At 71.7% G+C, this 17878-nt stretch carries 19 protein-coding genes; 12 read left to right on the forward strand and 7 right to left on the reverse strand.

Annotation, left to right across the window (positions count from 1 at the left end):
- Nucleotides 1–55 precede the first annotated feature (55 nt).
- The 4 genes from FXF60_RS07355 to FXF60_RS07370 are packed head-to-tail and all read right to left on the reverse strand — an operon-like array spanning nt 56 to nt 4711.
- A complete protein-coding gene (locus tag FXF60_RS07355; protein ID WP_151525048.1) occupies nt 56–1246 on the reverse strand; it encodes an acyl-CoA dehydrogenase family protein in 1191 nt (396 codons plus the stop codon).
- Entirely contained in the window at nt 1243–2280 is a 1038-nt protein-coding gene (locus FXF60_RS07360) for a CaiB/BaiF CoA transferase family protein (RefSeq protein WP_151525050.1), read from the reverse strand. The genes FXF60_RS07355 and FXF60_RS07360 overlap by 4 nt, the downstream gene beginning before the upstream one ends.
- Nucleotides 2277–3497, reverse strand: coding sequence for a hypothetical protein (locus tag FXF60_RS07365; protein ID WP_151525052.1), 1221 nt, complete (start codon nt 3495–3497; stop codon nt 2277–2279). The genes FXF60_RS07360 and FXF60_RS07365 overlap by 4 nt, the downstream gene beginning before the upstream one ends.
- Nucleotides 3494–4711 carry a CaiB/BaiF CoA transferase family protein gene (locus FXF60_RS07370; RefSeq protein WP_151525064.1) on the reverse strand — a complete coding sequence of 406 codons (1218 nt, stop codon included), beginning with the start codon at nt 4709–4711 and terminating at the stop codon, nt 3494–3496. The genes FXF60_RS07365 and FXF60_RS07370 overlap by 4 nt, the downstream gene beginning before the upstream one ends.
- A gap of 44 nt (nt 4712–4755) precedes the next feature.
- Here FXF60_RS07370 and FXF60_RS07375 point away from each other — a divergent pair, with 44 nt between their 5' ends.
- A complete protein-coding gene (locus FXF60_RS07375) occupies nt 4756–5565 on the forward strand; it encodes an IclR family transcriptional regulator (RefSeq protein ID WP_151525066.1) in 810 nt (269 codons plus the stop codon).
- Between the two features lie 33 nt (nt 5566–5598).
- On the opposite strand, the gene FXF60_RS07380 is transcribed toward FXF60_RS07375, so the two are convergent.
- On the reverse strand, nt 5599–6396 hold the full coding sequence (locus tag FXF60_RS07380; protein WP_151525068.1) for an enoyl-CoA hydratase/isomerase family protein: 798 nt from the start codon (nt 6394–6396) through the stop codon (nt 5599–5601).
- 89 nt (nt 6397–6485) lie between these two features.
- On the opposite strand from FXF60_RS07380, the gene FXF60_RS07385 reads away from it, so the two are divergent.
- The 11 genes from FXF60_RS07385 (at nt 6486) to FXF60_RS07435 (ending at nt 17054) form a co-directional block, all read left to right on the forward strand.
- Nucleotides 6486–6896, forward strand: coding sequence for a universal stress protein (locus tag FXF60_RS07385; protein ID WP_151525070.1), 411 nt, complete (start codon nt 6486–6488; stop codon nt 6894–6896).
- A 177-nt stretch (nt 6897–7073) separates the two neighbouring features.
- Nucleotides 7074–8105, forward strand: a complete 1032-nt coding sequence (locus FXF60_RS07390) for a tripartite tricarboxylate transporter substrate binding protein (RefSeq protein ID WP_151525072.1) — start codon at nt 7074–7076, stop codon at nt 8103–8105.
- A gap of 5 nt (nt 8106–8110) precedes the next feature.
- The gene (locus FXF60_RS07395; protein WP_202879585.1) at nt 8111–8656 is read left to right on the forward strand and encodes a tripartite tricarboxylate transporter TctB family protein; all 546 of its coding nucleotides are present in this window, start codon (nt 8111–8113) and stop codon (nt 8654–8656) included.
- A gap of 10 nt (nt 8657–8666) precedes the next feature.
- Nucleotides 8667–10241: a tripartite tricarboxylate transporter permease gene (locus FXF60_RS07400; RefSeq protein WP_151525077.1), complete on the forward strand. Its 1575-nt coding sequence runs from the start codon at nt 8667–8669 to the stop codon at nt 10239–10241.
- Nucleotides 10241–11212, forward strand: coding sequence for an aldo/keto reductase (locus FXF60_RS07405; RefSeq protein ID WP_151525079.1), 972 nt, complete (start codon nt 10241–10243; stop codon nt 11210–11212). Before FXF60_RS07400 ends, FXF60_RS07405 begins: the two co-directional genes overlap by 1 nt.
- A gap of 7 nt (nt 11213–11219) precedes the next feature.
- Entirely contained in the window at nt 11220–12434 is a 1215-nt protein-coding gene (locus FXF60_RS07410) for an enolase C-terminal domain-like protein (protein ID WP_151525081.1), read from the forward strand.
- A 45-nt stretch (nt 12435–12479) separates the two neighbouring features.
- Nucleotides 12480–13151: a GntR family transcriptional regulator gene (locus FXF60_RS16925; RefSeq protein WP_151525083.1), complete on the forward strand. Its 672-nt coding sequence runs from the start codon at nt 12480–12482 to the stop codon at nt 13149–13151.
- A gap of 40 nt (nt 13152–13191) precedes the next feature.
- The gene (locus FXF60_RS07420) at nt 13192–14307 is read left to right on the forward strand and encodes an Ldh family oxidoreductase (RefSeq protein WP_151525085.1); all 1116 of its coding nucleotides are present in this window, start codon (nt 13192–13194) and stop codon (nt 14305–14307) included.
- Between the two features lie 42 nt (nt 14308–14349).
- On the forward strand, nt 14350–15111 hold the full coding sequence (locus FXF60_RS07425; RefSeq protein ID WP_151525086.1) for an HpcH/HpaI aldolase family protein: 762 nt from the start codon (nt 14350–14352) through the stop codon (nt 15109–15111).
- 150 nt (nt 15112–15261) lie between these two features.
- Complete coding sequence (locus FXF60_RS07430; RefSeq protein ID WP_202879586.1) at nt 15262–15777, forward strand: dihydrofolate reductase family protein; 516 nt, start codon at nt 15262–15264, stop codon at nt 15775–15777.
- Nucleotides 15778–15797: 20 nt separating this feature from the next.
- Nucleotides 15798–17054: a saccharopine dehydrogenase family protein gene (locus FXF60_RS07435; RefSeq protein ID WP_151525088.1), complete on the forward strand. Its 1257-nt coding sequence runs from the start codon at nt 15798–15800 to the stop codon at nt 17052–17054.
- On the opposite strand, the gene FXF60_RS07440 is transcribed toward FXF60_RS07435, so the two are convergent.
- Both FXF60_RS07440 and FXF60_RS07445 read right to left on the reverse strand, forming a co-directional pair.
- Nucleotides 17041–17397: a DUF202 domain-containing protein gene (locus FXF60_RS07440; RefSeq protein WP_151525090.1), complete on the reverse strand. Its 357-nt coding sequence runs from the start codon at nt 17395–17397 to the stop codon at nt 17041–17043. The two genes, FXF60_RS07435 and FXF60_RS07440, sit on opposite strands and share 14 nt — an antisense overlap.
- The gene (locus FXF60_RS07445) at nt 17394–17786 is read right to left on the reverse strand and encodes a YidH family protein (RefSeq protein ID WP_151525092.1); all 393 of its coding nucleotides are present in this window, start codon (nt 17784–17786) and stop codon (nt 17394–17396) included. The genes FXF60_RS07440 and FXF60_RS07445 overlap by 4 nt, the downstream gene beginning before the upstream one ends.
- Between the last annotated feature and the right edge of the window lie 92 nt (nt 17787–17878).

Genomic DNA, 17878 nt, shown 5'->3' on the forward strand with positions numbered 1-17878 from the left:
GCGCGCGGGCCGGAGATCGGGCCAGCCTTGTCGCCCCGGCGTCGTGCGCCGAGCCCTAGGTGGCGAGCAGGTCGCGGGCGATGATGTTGCGCTGGATCTGGTTGGTGCCCTCGATGATCTGCAGGCCCTTCGCCTCCCGCATGAAGCGCTCCAGGGGGTAGTCCGTGCTGAAGCCGTTAGCCCCGAAGACCTGGAGCGCGTCGACGGTGATCCGCATGGTGGAGTCCGTCGCGAAGGCCTTGGCCATGGCGATGAGCGGGGCAGCCTCCCGTGGTGGTGTCCCGGCGTCGAGGACGGCAGCGGACTTGTACACCAGGTGGCGGGAGGCCTCCAGCGCGATCTTCATGTCGGCCAGCATCCAGGACAGCCCTTGGAAGTCGCCGATGGCCCGACCGAAGGCACGTCGCTCGCGGGCGTAGGCCACGGCGTGGTCCAGGGCCGCACGGCCCAGACCCAGCGCGCGGGCGCCGACGAGCGGGCGCAGCATCGTGAAGGTGCTCGCCGCCGTGGCGAAACCGCGTCCCTCCTCGCCCAGGCGGTCGGTCTCAGGCACCATCACGTCCTCGAAGTCGACCCGGCAGGAGGGGATGGCGCGCCCACCGATCTTGTTCATCGCGTCCCCGAGGCGCACGCCCGGGGCGGTGGTCGGCACGACGAAGCTGCTCAGCCCCCTGTGCCCCGGCTCGCCGGTGCGGGCGAAGGTGACGAAGTAGTCGGAGACGGGGGCGTTGCCTGCCCAGACCTTGGTGCCGCTGAGCCGGTAGCCGCCGGGCACCCGCTCGGCCCGGGTCTGCAGGTTGGCCATGTCCGAGCCCACGTCGGGCTCGGTGTTGGCGGTGGAGAACCGCAGGTCACCCGACGCCAGCCCGGGCAGCAGGCGTGCCTGCTGCTCCTCGCTCCCGGCCATCGCGATGGCGAAGAGCGGCTGCCAGGTCATCATCAGCAGGTACGAGGTGTTGTAGCAGGCCCGGGTCAGCTCCTCGATCACCAGGGCGCAGGTGAGGATGCCGGCACCCTGTCCGCCGTGCTCCTCCGCGAAGGGCAGCGTCAGCAGGCCCTCCTCGCGCAGCAGCTCGAACATGTCCTGCGGGTAGTCGCCGGTGCGGTCGCGTTCGGCGGCGCCGGCGGCGACGGGGCCGTCCGCGAGCACCCGCACCCGGTCGACGAGCCGTCGCTGCTCGGGCGTGAGGACGTACTGCTCGTGGTCGTGGCGCTGGTGGTCGGCGCGCGCTGAGGGCGTGGTCATGGTGTCTCCTCCTCGTGGGGCGGTCCCGGGTCGTGCTGACCCAGCAGCGGTGGCGCTGCGTTTGCCGGGGGCCAGGGTGGCTGCGCGGCGAGCGGCGTGGGGAGCTGCGAGAGGCGCCCGAGGCGCGGATGCTCGACGTGCATGGTGCGTCCGGGTGGGCCGGGCAGGACCTCGTGGAGCTCGTGCACGGGAGCGGCGGCGATGCCCGCTGCGACGAGCTCGCGGACCGCGTCGGCGCGGGACGTGTGCTCCAGCACGGCCTCGACGTGCTCGGGCCCGGGGGCGTGCAGCGCGCGGGCCACGGCAGCGTGGTCGGCCGAGTCGATCCAGACCACCCCGTCCCGGCAGGAACATGCGCCGAGCTCGGCGCGCTTCCGGCCGGTGATGGACTCGTCGCACGGCGTGGTCATGAGGTCGTTCTGTGCGTAGAGCTGCGCGTCCAGTAGGCTGAGCTCGATCGAGCAGCCACGGCCGGTGGACGCGCGACGCAGGAGCGCGGCGAGGATGGAGCTCGCTGCCAGCGTGGCCGCAGCGAAGTCGGGCAGGCTGACCGCCATCCGCACCGGCACACCTCCACCGGTCTCGTCCAGGGCGCCGCTCAGCGCCTGGATGACCGGGTCGTTGGCCGGCCGCCCTGCGGCCGGTCCGTCCGGGCCGAAGGCCGAGACCGCGCAGTGGACGAGGGTCGGATCGGTGCTGCGCAGGAGGGCCGCGCCCATGCCGAGCCGCTCCGCCGTGCCCGGCCGGAAGTTGTGGACCACCACGTCGCAGGTGGCTGCCAGTTCCTGGGCCCGGCGCTGATCCTCAGGGCGCTTCAGGTCCAGCGTGATGGACTGCTTGCCCCGGTTGAACCCGAGGAAGATGGCCGACTCGCCCTCGCGGTAGACCGCACCCATCGACCGGCCGATCTCGCCGCCGGGTGGCTCGACCTTGATCACGTCGGCGCCGAGGTCGGCCAGCATCTGCGTGCACCAGGGCCCGGCCACGAAGTGAGCGAGGTCCAGGACGCGCACGCCGGTCAGCGGAGAGGTCATCGGTGGGGAGCCGGCGACGCGTGAGCGACCGATCCGGTGGTGCCGACGGTCGGGGCCAGGCTCAGCGCCGTCGAGCCGGGGTGGAGCAGCCGGTAGGCAGCCTCGACCACCCAGTAGTTGCCGTAGGGCATGACGTCCTCCAGGGGGAAGCGGGAGAAGCCGGCACCCGCCTTGTCGGCCGGGAGCCGCCCCCAGCTGCTGTGCAGCAGCACGCCCCCGGGGGAGAGGTGGTCGGTGAACAGCCGGCCGGCGATCCGGGCCCCCGCCGCCTCGGCCCACCCGACGGATGCGGGGTCGAGCCGGGCGAGGCGGAGCAGGGCGTTGGCGGCGATGGCCGCGCTGCAGGAGTCCCGAGGCACGGCCGGAGCGGCAGGGTCCTGGAAGTCGTAGAAGGGCACGTCGTCCTCCGGGAGGTGCTCGACGTACCACCGGCAGGTGCGGCGGGCCACGTCGAGGAAGCGGTCCTTCCCGGTGGCCTCGTAGGCGTTCGTGTAGTTGTGCATCGCCCAGGCCTGACCGCGCGCCCAGGTGGTCTCGTCGTCATACCCCTGCAGGGAGTAGCGACGTGCGACGGCCCCGGTGCGCTGGTCGAACTCGATGGCCTGGTGGGCGGAGCCGTCCTCGCGGATGATCCCGTGGTCGAGCAGTTGGGCGTTGTGCGCCACGGCGACGTCGCGCAGCTCGGGAGCCTGGGGCGCGGCCCAGTAGAAGGGCAGCAGGTTCAGTCCGGTGTCGATCACCGCGCGGTTCACGCCGAGGACCTGGAAGAAGATCCGCAGCTCGGGGTCGAGGTTCTCGGCATACCGTGCCGTGGCTCGCAGCGCCGCGCCGGCGAGCTCCTCGTCACCGGTCAGCCTGGCCCCCAGGCAGGAGGCGTAGAAGAGGTCGCTGCCGGCGGCGGAGAACCGCGGCGGCGCGGCCGCGAGGGCACTCGCGACCGTGTCGGCGAGTCTGGTGGCGGCCGCGCGGACCCGCTCGTCACCGAGGTGCTCGGAGACCAGCCACAACCGGCCGGTGAGGAAGCCGACCCATTGGAAGGTCGCCCACCGGTGGGGGTCGTAGGGGGCGACCGGTAGGTACCCGCCGGTGCTGTAGCTGAAGCGCGGGACGTGTCCGGGGGGTGCGCCCTCGACCAGCGCCAGCACCGGATCCAGCCCGGCGCGCACGTCCAGCAGGGCCTGCTCGGCAGACGCGCGCAGCTGCTGACCCGTGGTCATCCGCGCTCGCCGTCCTCGGCGACGACCCCGGCGGCGAGCAAGGCGTCGACCTCATCCACGGACAGACCGTGCTCCTGCAGGACCGACCGGGTGTCGGCGCCCAGGCGTGGGGGAGCGGTGTGCACCGGAGGCCGGGCACCGTCGAAGCGCATCGGGGCGGCCAGGGTGCGGAGCCGCCCGACGGTGGGGTGGTCGACCTCGGCCACGATCTCGTTGTGGACGACCTGAGGGTCGGTCATCGCCGAGGAGAGGGTGTTGACGGGCGCGCAGGGCACCCCGGCCTCGTGCAGGACGGTGAGCCAGGCGTCGGCGTCGCGCTCGGCGAACTGTGCGGCGAGGGTGGGCACGAGCTCGTCCCGGCGGGCCACACGGTCCCGGTTCGAGGCATACCGGACGTCCTCGAGCAGGTCGGACCGCCCCAGGGCGGCGCAGAGCAGCCGCCAGAATTTGTCGTTGATGACCGACAGGTAGAGGTACCTCCCGTCCTGGCACCGGAACGCCTGGTAGGGGCAGAACTGCGGGTGGCCGCTGCCGAGGCGCGGCTGGTCCTCACCGTTGATGAGGTATTCCTGTGCCCGCGGGCCGAGGGCGAAGATCTCGGCATCGAGGAGGTTGAGGTCCACCTGGGCACCACCGCCGTGCCGGGCTCGGCCCAGCAACCCCGCGAGGACGGCTTGCGCCGCGAGCATCCCCGCCGCGAAGTCGGGCACGCTCACCCCCTGGCGGGCCGGCGGCCCGTCCTCCTCCCCGGTGATGGACATCGCGCCGGACAGGGCCTGCACGATGGGGTCGTTGCCGGCGAGACCGGCATAGGGTCCGTCGGCGCCGAAGGCCGAGATCGAGACGTAGACCAGCGCGGGGGCGAGGTGCTCGAGCGAGGCCCGGTCGACGCCCAGGGCCGCTGCCTTCCCCGGCCGGAGGTTCTCCACGACGGCGTCGGCCCCGGCGACCAGGCGGCCGAAGACGTCCTGCCCCTCAGGGCGGGTCAGGTCCAGCACCACGCTGCGCTTGTTGCGGTTGAGGGCGAGGAAGACCGCGCTCTCGCCCTCGGCATACACACTGCCCGCGTGCCGGGCCATGTCGCCGGCGCCGGGCCGCTCGATCTTGATCACCTCGGCCCCGAGGTCGGCCAGCAGCATCGTGCACCAGGGGCCGGCGGCGAGATGACTCAGGTCCAGGACCGTCACGCCGGCGAGGGGGAGGTGTGCGGACATACGGCTCCGTTCGTAAATAGGAATGCCGTTCACACTAGTAGGGTGTGCTGGTCCTGGCAACCGGTCAGGCGTGGAGGAGGCGGAGCGTGGTCAGCGACAACGGTCTGGTGCGGTCGGTCGAACGGGTCACGGCGGTGCTCGAGCTCCTGTCGGCCAGGCGGCAACCCCTGCGCCTGGGCGAGATCGCGCAGGAGCTCGACATCCCGAAGAGCACCGTCCACGGGCTGCTGCACACCCTGGCGGCCCAGGACCTCGTGCGTCGTGACGAGGAGCAGCGCTACCGCATCTCGATCCGGCTCTTCTCGCTGGCTGCCACGGCCCTGGGCTTCGAGGACCTGCGCGACGTGGCCCGTCCGGCGATGCGGGAGCTGTCGGAGAGCACCCGCGGGACCGCGAGCCTGGCCGTCCTCGACGGTCACGACGTCGTCTACCTGGAGAAGGTGGAGGACCGGAGCAGCCTGGTGCAGGTGGTGACCCAGGTCGGCACCAGGGTGCCGGCGCACATCAACGCCCTGGGCAAGGCGCTGGTGGGGGCTCTGCCCCCGGGGGAGCGCGAGCGCTGGGTCGACGCCCATACCTTCACCCAGGTCACCGGGAGCACCGTGGGGGACCCGGAGGCCTTCCGGGCCCAGCTGGCCGCCCAGGACCGGCTCGGGTATGCGGTCAACGACCAGGAGCTGCACCCTGCCGTGACCGCGTGGGCGGCGCCGGTCCGGGGTCACGGCGGTCAGGTCGTGGCGGCCCTCAGCCTGGCTCACCTGGGCTCACCTCCGTCCGCCGACCAGATGCACGAGCTGGGGGTGCGGGTCCGTGACGCCGCTGCCCGGGTGTCCGAGGTCCTCCAGTCCGGGTGACCCGCACCCTCGCACGACCCCGTCATCGCGGACCTACTCGTGCCGGAAGTCCGGCTCGCGTCGCTCCAGGAAGGCGGCTGCGCCCTCGGCGGCGTCGGCGGTGTCGAAGGCGCGGGCGAAGAGCTGGGACTCGTACTCCAGGCCGACCTCGAGCGGGGCCGTGGCCCCGGTGTCCACCAGCCGTTTGATGAGGCGGACCGCGACGGCAGGGCGCTCGGCCAGCGTGCCTCCCCACTTCTGTGCCTGTGTCGTGGCCGTGCCGTCGTCGACCACCAGGTCGACCAGCCCGATGCGCAGTGCCTCGTCGGCGTCGATGGGGTCGCCGAACATCATCAGCCGCTTGGCCTGGGCGGCACCGACGATGCGGGGCAGCAGCTGCGAGCCGCTGGTGCCGGGGAAGACCCCGCGCCGCACCTCCGGCAGGGCGAAGGTCGAGCGTCGGGCGGCGATCCGCAGGTCGGCGAAGAGGGCGAGCTCCAGCCCGCCCCCGAGCGCCAGACCGTCGACGGCTGCCACGACGGGGCACCGGCAGCGGCGGACCGCCTCGGAGACCCGGTGCCCCTGCTTGGACACCTCGTAGGCGTTGCCCAGCCGGATGCGCTCCGGGAACTCCTTGAGGTTCGCTCCCGCCGAGAACGCCCGGTCGCCGCCTCCCGTCAGCACCACGGCGCGCACCCCCTCGTCGGCGGACAGGTCGAGGAAGGTGGTGGTGATGAGGTCCTTCAGCTCGCTGGTGAGGATGTTCAGCGGGGGGTTGCGCAGCGTGACGGTCGCCACGGCCCCGGCATGCTCCACCGTGAGCAGGGGCGGCACGACGTGGTCGGTGTCCATGGCCTTTCCTCTCCTCGGTCCGTCCCGCGGGACGGTGCTGCGTCCACGGGACGCTTGACAGGTCTGCGGATGGCATAGTGGTATACCACATGCAGAATTTGATTCTCGTGGGTTATGTCCCCACCCCTCAGGGCGAAGCGGCACTCCGGCGGGCCATCCGACTGGCGCAGGAGCAGGACGGTGAGCTCGTGGTCCTGAACTTCTCGAGCGGGGACGCCGTGGTGGAGGACCGACGGCTCTACGACGACCAGCTCGCCGTGCTGACCGACGTGCTGGACAGCTCGGGAGCCACCTACTCCATCCGGCGCGAGAGCCATCCGGGCAACCCCGCCGACGAGCTGCTGGCCACGGCGCGGCAGCTCGAGGTCGACGTGATCGTCATCGGCCTGCGCCGACGTTCGGCCACGGGCAAGTTCCTCTTCGGCAGCACCGCGCAGCGGGTCCTCCTCGAGGCGGACTGCGACGTGCTGGCGGTCAAACCGCCCCGTGGCCGGGCCTGACGCGAGCGAGACCCCGAGCCGTGCCGCGAACCCTTGACAGCCATCGGGAGGATGGTGTTGCGTATACCACGTTCCGAACATTGAGTTCAGAACACTTCGGACCGGTGCGGCCATCCCGTCGTCGCACCGGCGAGACACGCGCAGGCCACCCCGTGTGGCACGAGCAAAGGAGCCCTGATGCGCACGATCCGAGCACTCGCAGTTTCCGTCCCCCTCCTCCTGTGCCTGGCCGCCTGTGGCGATGACGGCGGCAGCGGGAACGCCGACGGCGGGGGAGAGGCCGATGTCCCCGCCGAGGGCGAGTGGAACGGTGACCTGACCGTCTACGTCCCCGCCGCTGCCGGTGGCGGCTTCGACATCATGGTCCGCGGCATGCAGGACCAGATGGCCGAGGCGCTGGGGTCGAGCGTGGTCGTCACCAACGTCACCGGCGCCAGTGGCGCGATCGCGGCCGCCGAGATGCTCGACCAACCGACCGACGGCACGTCGATGATGGTGGTGTCGCGCTCGATCTCCTCGGTCCCCTACAGCGGCTCGCCGGAGATCGACCCCGTCGTGGACTTCGCCCCGCTCGGGGTCACGGTGCAGGACGTGTCCTCGCTCACCGTCCGCTCGGACGCCCCCTACCAGAGCGTCGAGGAGTTCATCGACTACGCGGAGCAGAACCCGGGCGAGATCCAGATCGGGCACTCCGGTGTGGGCAGCGTGTGGCACGCCGCAGGGCTGCTCCTCGAGGACGCCGCAGGCGTGGAGTTCTCCTTCGTCCCCTACGACGGTGGGGCCGCGTCCAACGCGGCGCTGCTGGCCGGGGAGATCGATGCCGTCCTCAACGGTCCCTCCGAGACCCGCCCGATCACCGACGGCGGCGACGCCGTCACCCTCGGCGTCCTGGGCGACGAGCGGTCGGCGACGCTGCCGGACGTGCCGACGCTGCAGGAGGAGGGCATCGACGTCACCTACTACGTCTGGCGCGGCTACGTCGTCAGCGCCGAGACGCCCGAGGCCATCCAGGAGGAGCTCGCCGCCCGCCTGGAGCAGGCCGCGACCTCCGACGAGTACGTCTCCGCGATGGAGGAGGTCGGGTTCGAGACCACGTGGATCCCCGCCGGCGAGTTCGGTGACCTGATCGCCGAGGAGGACGAGCTGGTCCGCGAGCTCTTCGAGGGTGAGGACTTCATGACGACGATGCCGGAGCGGCTGAGCGAGTGACGTGGTTGGCCCGGTCGACGGATCTCGTCTCGGGTGCCGCGACGGTGGCTCTCGGGGCCGCGGTCCTGTGGGCGGTCTCGGACTTCCCGGTCAGTGCGCCGGTGGCGTCCGACCCGGCGCTGCTCCCGCGCCTGCTCGGAGCCGGGCTGATCGGGTGCGGCGCCCTCCTCGTAGTGGTGCACCTGGTGCGCCGCCGCCTGGGGCTGGTCACGGCTGACGACGTCGACAGCGTTCCGCTGGATCTCCCCGAGGAGGCCGAGCAGGCCCGGGAGGCCGGACGCACCGCCCAGGCTCAGGCACCCGCCGTGGACTGGGGGGTCGTGGGCGGGCTGTCCGTCGCGGTGACCGTCTATGCGGTCGCGGCCTTCCAGCTCGGCTTCATCGTGTCCACCTTCGCCTTCGTGTCGGCCGCGAGCCTGATCCTCGGGCGTGACCGGAGCAGACGCTCCCTGCTCACCCTCGGCATCTTCGCCGCCGCGGTGGCGACGGTCGCCCACCTCGGGTTCTTCGAGCTGCTCAGCGTCCGCGCTCCCGACACACCGCTGCCGTGAGGGAGGGGTCATGACCGTTCTCGCCGCCTCGGGCGGATCCCTCTACACCGAGGGATGGTCGCTGGTCGCCACGCCGACCACCCTGCTGCTCATCCTCGTCTCCGTCCTGGTGGGCATGGTGGTCGGGGCGATCCCCGGCCTCACCGCCAACATGAGCGTGGCGGTGCTGGTGCCGCTGACCTTCACCATGTCGCCGACCGAGGCCATCGCCGTGCTCACGGGCGTCTGGCTCGGCGCGATGTACGGCGGCACCCTCCCGGCGATCCTCATCAACATGCCGGGCACCCCGGCAGACCTCATGTCGACCATCGACGGATACCCGATGAGCCGTCGCGGCGAGGGCGGCCGCGCGATCGGCATCGGCGTGCTCTCCTCGTTCCTCGGGGGTGTCTTCAGCGTCCTGGTGCTCGGCAGCGCCGGGCCGGTCCTGGCGTCGTTCGCCAGCAACTTCGGCTCCGCCGAGTACTTCGCGGTGGCGCTGCTCGGCCTGTCGGTGATCGCCTTCGTCTCCGGGTCCTCGATGCTCAAGGGCATCATCTCCGCCCTGCTCGGGCTCCTGGTCGGGAGCATCGGCCGGGACGTCATGACGGGGCAGTCACGCCTCACGCTCGACCAGCAGGAGCTCTACGGCGGCGTCGACTTCATCGCCGTCGTGGTCGGCATCTTCGGCCTCTCGGAGGTCATCGAGCAGGTGTATGCCCGACAGCACCGGCTCTCCGAGCGCCCGCAGGAGGTCCGGCGGGTCTGGTCCGCCGTCAAGGACGTCCTGCCCCTGAGGTGGGTGATCGCCCGGTCCTCGGTGATCGGGACGCTGGTGGGTGCGATCCCCGGGGCCGGCCCGACCATCGCCTCGGTCATCTCCTACGGCACCCAGAAGCAGCTGTCCAAGCATCCCGAGAAGATGGGCAAGGGGGCCCCGGAGGGGCTCTCCGCCTCCGACACCGCCAACAACGCAGCCACCGGCGGCTCGTTGCTGACGACGCTGTCCCTGGGCATACCGGGTGACGCGTTGACCGCGATCCTGCTGGGCGCCCTGATCATCCAAGGTGTCCAACCCGGCCCGTTGCTCTTCGAGAACGAGAGTGCGCTGGTCTCCTCCATCTTCATCAGCCTGCTGCTGGCCAACGTCTGCCTGCTCCTGATCGGCATGCTCGGCGCCAGGCACTTCGCCAAGGTGCTGAACGTCCCGCGCACCCTGCTCTACCCGCTCATCGTCGTGGCCTGCATCGCCGGGGCGTACGCGCTCAACGGCAGTGCCTTCGACGTCGGGGTGACCCTGGTGGCGGCGCTGGTCGGCTTCCTCTTCTCGCGGGCGGGCATCCCCAAGGCGCCCCTGGTGCTGGCGCTCATCCTCGGCCCCATCCTCGAGAGCAACCTGCGGCGTCTGCTCTCGCTGAACGACGGCGACGTGCTGGCCTCGGCGGGGACGCTGGCCACCAGCCCGGTCGGGCTGCCCGTGCTCGTCGTCACCGCAGCACTCTTCATCCTGCCCATGGTCAACGCCGCTCGCGAGCGGCGTCGGGCCCGCGCCGAGACCGACGACGAGTCCCGGCGGACACGCACACGAGCTCGTGAGGAGCACTGATGGAACAGATCCAGCTGGCCGGCACCGACCTCACGGTCGGAAGGGTCGTCTTCGGCACCATGACCTTCGGCGCGCAGGTCGACGAGGCCGGGGCCACCCGGATGGTCCAGACCTGCCGGGACGCCGGCATCACCATGTTCGACACGTCCAACAACTATGCGGGTGGCGCCTCGGAGGAGATCCTGGGCCGGATCGTGCGTCCGTTCCGGGACGAGGTCGTCATCTCGACCAAGGGAGGCAGTCACGTCGACCAGGCCGACCCGTCCCTGGCCGGCCTGAGCCGGAAGGCCCTGCTGCATGCGGTCGACGGCAGCCTGCGGCGGCTCGGGGTGGACCACATCGACGTCTACTACCTGCACCGGCCGGACTGGAACACGCCGATCGAGGAGACGCTGGCCGCCCTGGAGGAGATCGTGGCCTCCGGCAAGGTGCGGTATGTCGGGCAGTCCAACTTCGCCGCGTGGCAGATCACCCAGATGCTCTACCTCGCCGAGCTCAACGGGTGGCCGGAGATCCGCGTCTCCCAGCCGATGTACAACCTGCTCGGGCGGCGGGTGGAGGCGGAGTATGCCGCCTGTGCGCAGCGGCTCGGGCTGACCAGCATCACCTACAACCCGCTGGCCGGTGGTCTGCTGACCGGGAAGCACCGCCCGGATCAGGCGCCGGAGCAGGGGACGCGCTTCAGCAAGCCGATCTACCGGGACCGGTACTGGAACGACGCCCAGTTCGCGGCGGTGGAGCGACTGCGCGAGGTCGCCGACGGGGCAGGCCTCTCGCTCGTCGAGCTCGCCCTGCGGTGGGTCGGGGAGCGGCCGCTGTCCGACGGCATGCTGCTGGGGGCCTCCCGGCAGGAGCAGCTGGAGGCGAACCTGCAGGCCCTGGACGGGCCACCGCTCGGCGACGACGTCATGACCGCCTGCGACGAGGTCTGGGAGGACCTCCGCGGCAGCGCGCCGGACTACAACCGCTGAGGCCACGATGAGGATCACCGACATCCGGGCGACCACGGTCGCCATACCGCTGGAGGCGCCGCTCCGGCACGCCAACGGCGGCCACTGGGGCCGGTTCGTGCGCACCATCGTGGAGGTCGACACCGACGAGGGGCTGGTCGGCCTCGGCGAGCTGCGGGGCAACGGGGCCGTCACCGAGGACGCCCTGCGGGCGCTCACGTCCTACCTGGTCGGGCACGACCCGTTCGACCTGGAGGCGATGCGGTTCAAGCTCCTCAACCCGACCGCTGCCCTCTACGGCAACCGGACGAGCCTGCACTCGGCGCTCGAGTTCGCGTGCATCGACCTCATGGGCAAGTACCTCGACCTGCCCGCCTCGCAGCTCTTCGGGGGCAGGGTGCGGGACCGGGTGGCCTTCGGGTCCTACCTCTTCTTCCGCTACCCGGACGAGGACGGGCACGGTGAGGTGCGCACCCCGGAGCAGCTGGTCGCCCAGGCCGCGGAGCTGAAGCAGCAGCACGGCTTCACCTCGCACAAGCTCAAGGGTGGGGTGTTCCACCCCGACTACGAACGTTCCTGCTACGAGGCGCTGGCCGAGGCCTTCCCCGAGGACGGGCTGCGCTACGACCCGAACGCCGTGCTGAGCGTGGAGGAGTCGATCCGTTTCGGTCGCGCGATCGAGCACCTGCGCAACGACTACTTCGAGGACCCCACCTGGGGGTTGAACGGGATGCGACGCGTGCGCGAGAACGTGCGGATCCCCATGGCGACCAACACCGTCGTGGTGAACTTCGAGCAGCTGGCGGCCAACGTGCTGAACCCGGCCGTGGACGTGATCCTGCTGGACACCACCTTCTGGGGCGGCATCCGGCCCTGCATCAAGGCGGCCGCCGTCTGCGAGACCTTCCAGCTGTCGGTCGCCATGCACTCCTCGGGTGAGCTGGGCATACAGCTCGCCACCATGCTCCACCTGGGGGCGGTGCTCCCCGCCCTGCCCTTCGCGGTGGACACCCACTACCACCACCTCATGGACGACGTGGTCGTCGGCGGGAAGCTCGAGTACCAGGACGGGACCATCGCCGTGCCCACCGGGCCGGGCCTGGGTGTCGAGCTGGACCGGGACCGGATGGAGAAGTATGCGGAGTACTTCCGCGAGGTGGGCAACTACACCTACGACCGGGATCCTCGCCGCCCCGGCTGGTATCCGCTCGTCCCCAACGAGAGGTGGGCCGATCCGTCATGACGGTATGCTGCATACCACATCCAAACAGGGTGAAGGAGAGGGACGATGACGTCATCGTTGGGACGGATCGAGACGGTTCCCCTGGGGGACCGCACCATGGCTGCTATCCGGGCTGCGATCATCACCGGCGAGCTCGCCGGAGGGACGCCGCTGAGCGACCGCGAGCTGTCCGAGTCCTTGGGGGTGAGCCGCACCCCCGTCCGGGAGGCGTTGCACCGGCTCAAGGAAGCCGGGCTGGTGGAGCCGCGCGGACGGACCGGGTGGGCCGTCGCCCACTTCACCGAGAAGGACGTGAGGGAGATCTTTCAGCTCAGGGTGGTCCTGGAGCCGGTGGGGCTGGAGGAGCTGGAGCGCACCGGCGACCCAGCTCGGATCCGGGCGCTGAGCCGCTTCTTCGAGGACTACGCCCACCCCATCGACGTGGACCGCTACGGCGACTACTTCGCCGAGGACCAGCGCTTCCACCGAGCGATCGTGGCGTGCAGCGGCAACAGCCGGCTCCAGCACTTCTACGACGTCATCGAGGGGCACATCAACCGGGGCCGACACTTCCTGCTGGGAGCTGCCGCGGGACGCGTGGAGGAGACGCTGGACGAGCACCTCGGCGTCGCCCGGGCCATCGGCGAGGGCGACTTCGCCCGGGCCCGCAGCGAGCTGCTCCTCCACCTGCGGACCGGGGAGGAACTCATGATCAAGCAGCTGCGACAGCGCGGCTGACGCCGCTGGACGTCCCGACAGCCCCGACCCGGAGGACCACATGAGCACGAAGACCGCCTACGTGCGCGGTGCAGGCGACACGGCCCCCGCCCGGCGGGTGGCGATCGAGGAGCTGCGAGGGCACTGCTCCGCGGTCCTGCGTGCCTCGGGGTTGGCCCAGGCACCGGCAGACCTGGTCGCGGACTCGATGACCGACGCGGAGGCCCGAGGGATCTCCTCGCACGGGGTGACGCGGACCAGGATCTACGCCGAGCGGCTGCGCGGAGGGATGCTCGACGCCCAGGCGGAGCCCGTCGTCATCCGGGAGGACGCGGCCAGCGCGTACCTCGATGCCCGGAACGCGATCGGGCACGTGGGCGCGGACGTCGGGATGGACCTGGCCGTGGAACGGGCGAAGGCCGGTGCCGTCGGCGCGGTCGGCGTCGCCAACTCCAACCACTGCGGCACCCTGGCGTACTACACCCGCCGCGCCGCCCTGGCAGGGGTCGCGGCCATCGCGATCTCCACCGCCCCCACGACGATGGTCTACTTCGGGGGGCGCAGCCGCGCCGTCGGCACCAACCCGCTGAGCATCGCGCTGCCCCGTCCCGACGGCCCACCCATCACCGTGGACATGGCCACCAGCGCCACCGCACGGGGCAAGATCATCCTGGCCAACCAGCTCGGCAAGGACATCCCCGAGGGGTGGGCGGTCGACGCGGAGGGCCGCCCGACGACGGACGCCGCGGCGGCGCTCGCGGGCTCGGTCACACCGTTCGGCGGTCCCAAGGGCTCCGGCCTGGCGATGATGATCGACCTGCTCGCCGGAGGCATGGTGGCCGGGGTCAGCGGCGAGGGCATCGGCGACATGTACGAGGACTGGACCCGACCGCAACGTGTCGGTCACGTCTTCATCACCCTCAACCCGGACGGCTGGGTCGGCAGCGCCGCCTTCCTCGAGCACATCGAGGAGTTCGCCCACCGGGTCCACGGCCTGCCCCCGGCCGATGGCTTCGACCAGGTGCTGCTGCCCGGGGAGGTCGAGGAGCGCGCGCTGGAGCGTGCGACCCGTGACGGTGTCGTCGTCTCGGGCACCGTCTTCGCAGACCTGCAGAACCTCGCCGACGAGGTCGGCGCCGAGCGTCAGCTCGCGGGCGCGGTCGTCGAGCCGTCCTGACCCCTCACCGAAGCACCCCTCTCGAACAGGAGCCTGATCACCATGACCTTCACCAACCCCCTGCGCGCGATCTGGGAGCGCGGCGAGATCGCGAAGGGCGCCTGGTGCGCCTCGCCCAGCGCCGTCGTCGCCGAGGCCCTGGCCTCGGTGGGCTTCGACTACGTGTGCGCGGACATGCAGCACGGCGTGGCCGACTACTCCGACGTGGTGCCGATGATGCAGGCCATCAGCGGCCAGGGTGCGACCCCGGTCGTGCGCGTCCCGGCGAACGACCCGGCGATGATCGGCCGGGTGCTCGACGCGGGTGCCCTCGGCGTGGTCGTCCCGCTGGTCAGCACCCCGGAGGACGCGGCGCGAGCCGTGGCCGCCTGCCGTTACCCCCCGCTCGGCGGCCGCTCGTACGGGCCCGTGCGGGCGAGCACGGTCACCGGGTCGAAGGACCCGGCGGATCTGGACCAGGTCGTCTGCGCCGTCATGGTGGAGACGCAGGAGGGTCTGGACCGGGTGGACGAGATCGCAGCCACCCCCGGGGTGGACGTCATCTACGTCGGCCCGGCTGACCTGTCCCTGGCGCTCGGACTTCCCCCTGCCTACGAGCACGAGGACCCCGTGCACGCCGAGGCTGTCGCCAAGATCCAGAGTGCCTGCGACCGCCACGGGGTGGTGGCCGGGGTGCACTGCACCGGCGGTGAGATGGGAGCACGACGGGTCTCCCAGGGGTTCCGGATGACCACGCTCGTCAACGACCTGGCGCTGGTGCGCAGCGGTGGGTCGTACGAGTTGGGCGCTGCAGCTCAGTCGTAGCGCCCGCCCGGCCCCGTCGGGCGTCCGGTGGTGCCCACCGAGCTGAGTCGGTGGGTCGTCCAGGAGGGTGGAGCATGGGTCGGATCGTGGTGGTGAACTTCGTCAGCCTCGACGGGGTCGTCCAGTCGCCTCTCTCGCCGGACGAGGATCGTGAGGGCGGCTTCGAGCACGGCGGATGGGTCCCGCCCCACAGCGACGGGACCGTCGACGACGTCATTGCAGGCCGCCACGGTCGGCGCGGAAGGGATGCTGCTCGGGCGGCGGTCCTACGACATCCTGCGCCAGGCGTGGTCGACGGCCGACGACTCCGAACCGGCCGTAGCGGCGATGAACCGGATGCCGAAGTATGTCGTCTCCTCCTCAGCGGGCGAGCTCGCCTGGTCGAACTCGCACCTGCTCGGTGGCGAGCTGTCGCTCGCCGTCGCCGAGCTGACGGACCGCGCCGAGGGTGACCTGGTCATCTTCGGATCCGCCACCCTGGTCCGAGGGCTGGCGAGGCATGACCTGGTCGACGAGTACCGCCTGCTGCTCTTCCCCGTGGTGCTCGGCGCCGGCAAGCGCATTTTCGACGAGAACGCCCACCGTGCCGAGTTCACCCTGACCGACAGCCTGGTCACCTCCGGCGGCGTGGCCGTCCTGACGTACACGCGCGATCCTTCCGGCTGAGGATTTGCCAGGATCGGGGCATGGCACGCGACATCGACATCGTCCTCTTCGGCGCCACCGGCTTCGTCGGCCGGCTGGTCGCCGAGCACCTCGCCGAGGCTGCTCCCGACGGCGTGGTGATCGGCCTGGCCGGCCGGTCGGAGCGGCGGTTGCGGGAGGTGCGCGACGGGCTCGGCGGCCGGGTCAGGGACTGGCCCCTGGTCGTCGCCGACTCCGGCGACCCTGCGGCCCTGGGGGCGCTCGCCGCGCGCTCGCGCGTGGTCATCAGCACCGTCGGGCCCTACCAGCGGCACGGCATACCCCTCGTCGAGGCGTGCGCGAGGGAGGGGACGGACTACTGCGACCTCACCGGCGAGGTGCTCTTCGTCCGCGAGGTGATCGACCGCTTCCACGAGCAGGCCCGGGAGAGCGGGGCCAGGATCGTCGTCTCCTGCGGGTTCGACTCGGTCCCCTCCGACCTCGGTGTCCACCTGCTGCACCGCGCGGCCGAGGCGGACGGCGCCGGCGCGCTCACCGACACCACGATGTGGGTGCGCGAGGCGTCGGGCGGGGTCAGCGGCGGCACCGTCGACTCGATGCGCGTCCAGCTGCAGCGTGTGCGTGAGGACCCGGCGCTGCGCCGGGTGGCGGGCGACCCCTTCGCGCTCAGCGGCGGGCGGCGGGGAGCATCCGGCCAGCGCGAGCACTGGCGTCCCTTCGTCGAGGAGCGCAGCGGCCGGTGGGCGGTGCCGTTCTTCATGGCCTCCTACAACACCCGGGTGGTCCGGCGCTCCGACGCCCTGCGCGGCGGCGCCTACGGCCCGCGCTTCCGCTATCGCGAGCTCGTGGGCACCGGCCGTGGTGCGCGGGGTGCGCTCCAGGCGCACGCGATGGTCGCGGCGCTGGGTGGCCTGATGGGCGCGCTGGCGGTGCCCGGGCTGCGCGCGCTGGTCGACCGTGCCCTGCCCGCACCGGGGGAGGGACCGAGCCGGGAGCGCCGGGAGGCCGGGTCCTTCCGCACCGAGACGATCACCACGACCGAGGCCGGGTGGAGGTATGCCGCGACCGTGGCCGGGCAGGGTGACCCGGGGTATGCCGCCACCTCCGTCGAGCTCGGGCAGGCGGGTCTGGTGCTGCTCGCGACGCGGGGGACCCCGGGTCGAGGCGGTGGGGTGCTGACGCCGGCGGTGGCGCTCGGTGACGACCTGGTGGAGGCGCTGCGCGCACAGGGCTTCACGCTCGAGGTGCGACGGGATGAGCCTGCGCCCGCTGCCCGGGGTCGGGTCACGACCGGGTGATGAGCCAGATGAGGACGAGGCCGAGGCAGGTGACGAGGGCGACGAGGGAGGCCTTGCCGGACCATCGGGTGATGCCGGTCTCCTCGTGGATGGCCCGGACCCGTCTGGCGGTGGCGCGGCGCTGGGTCGCGCCGATGACCAGTGCCCCGAGCAGCGCGCCGCCGGGCACGAGCAGGATGGCGGCGCCGTAAAGCGGGGTCCAGCGCAGGGAGATGGCGCTGACGGTGACCAGGGCGAGCAGGGTGCGGCTCCAGCTGAGGGTGGTGCGCTCGGGCTGCAGGCCGGCGTCGACGGCTGCGGCGGTGCCGTGGCGTGGCGCGAACCGGCCGGGGCCGGTGCTCATCGGGTGAGGATGACGGCGGCGACGATGGCGGCCGAGACCGCGCCGCCCCCGGCGAGCAGGGGCGCGATGAGGGGGATGGGCAGGGGTGCCTGGTGGCGCATGGCGCGTTCGACACCGACCCACCGGACGAAGGCGCCACCGCTGAGCAGCATGCCCAGGGCCAGCAGCAGGATCGCGACGCCCTCGCGCACCGCGGGCTCGAAGATCTCGATGGCGAAGGCCTCGACCGCGATCCCGCCGGCCATGAGGGCCAGGCTGGTGCGGATCCAGGCGAGGAAGGTGCGCTCGTTGGCCAGGGTGAGACGCGGGTCCGGCTCGGCACCGCCAGGCAGCAGCGCCCGCGCGGCCAGACCACGCGGATCGTTCGGGTTCTTCTGCCACGCCGGCATCAGCGGCCTTCCTTCAGGGGGCGGGAGCTCAGGTCGATCGTCGCACCTTCACCGGCGTGCGTCAGCAGAACGCCCCGGCACCGGGTCGACCG

The organism is Serinicoccus kebangsaanensis (assembly GCF_008919445.1).
Classification (GTDB): domain Bacteria; phylum Actinomycetota; class Actinomycetes; order Actinomycetales; family Dermatophilaceae; genus Ornithinicoccus; species Ornithinicoccus kebangsaanensis.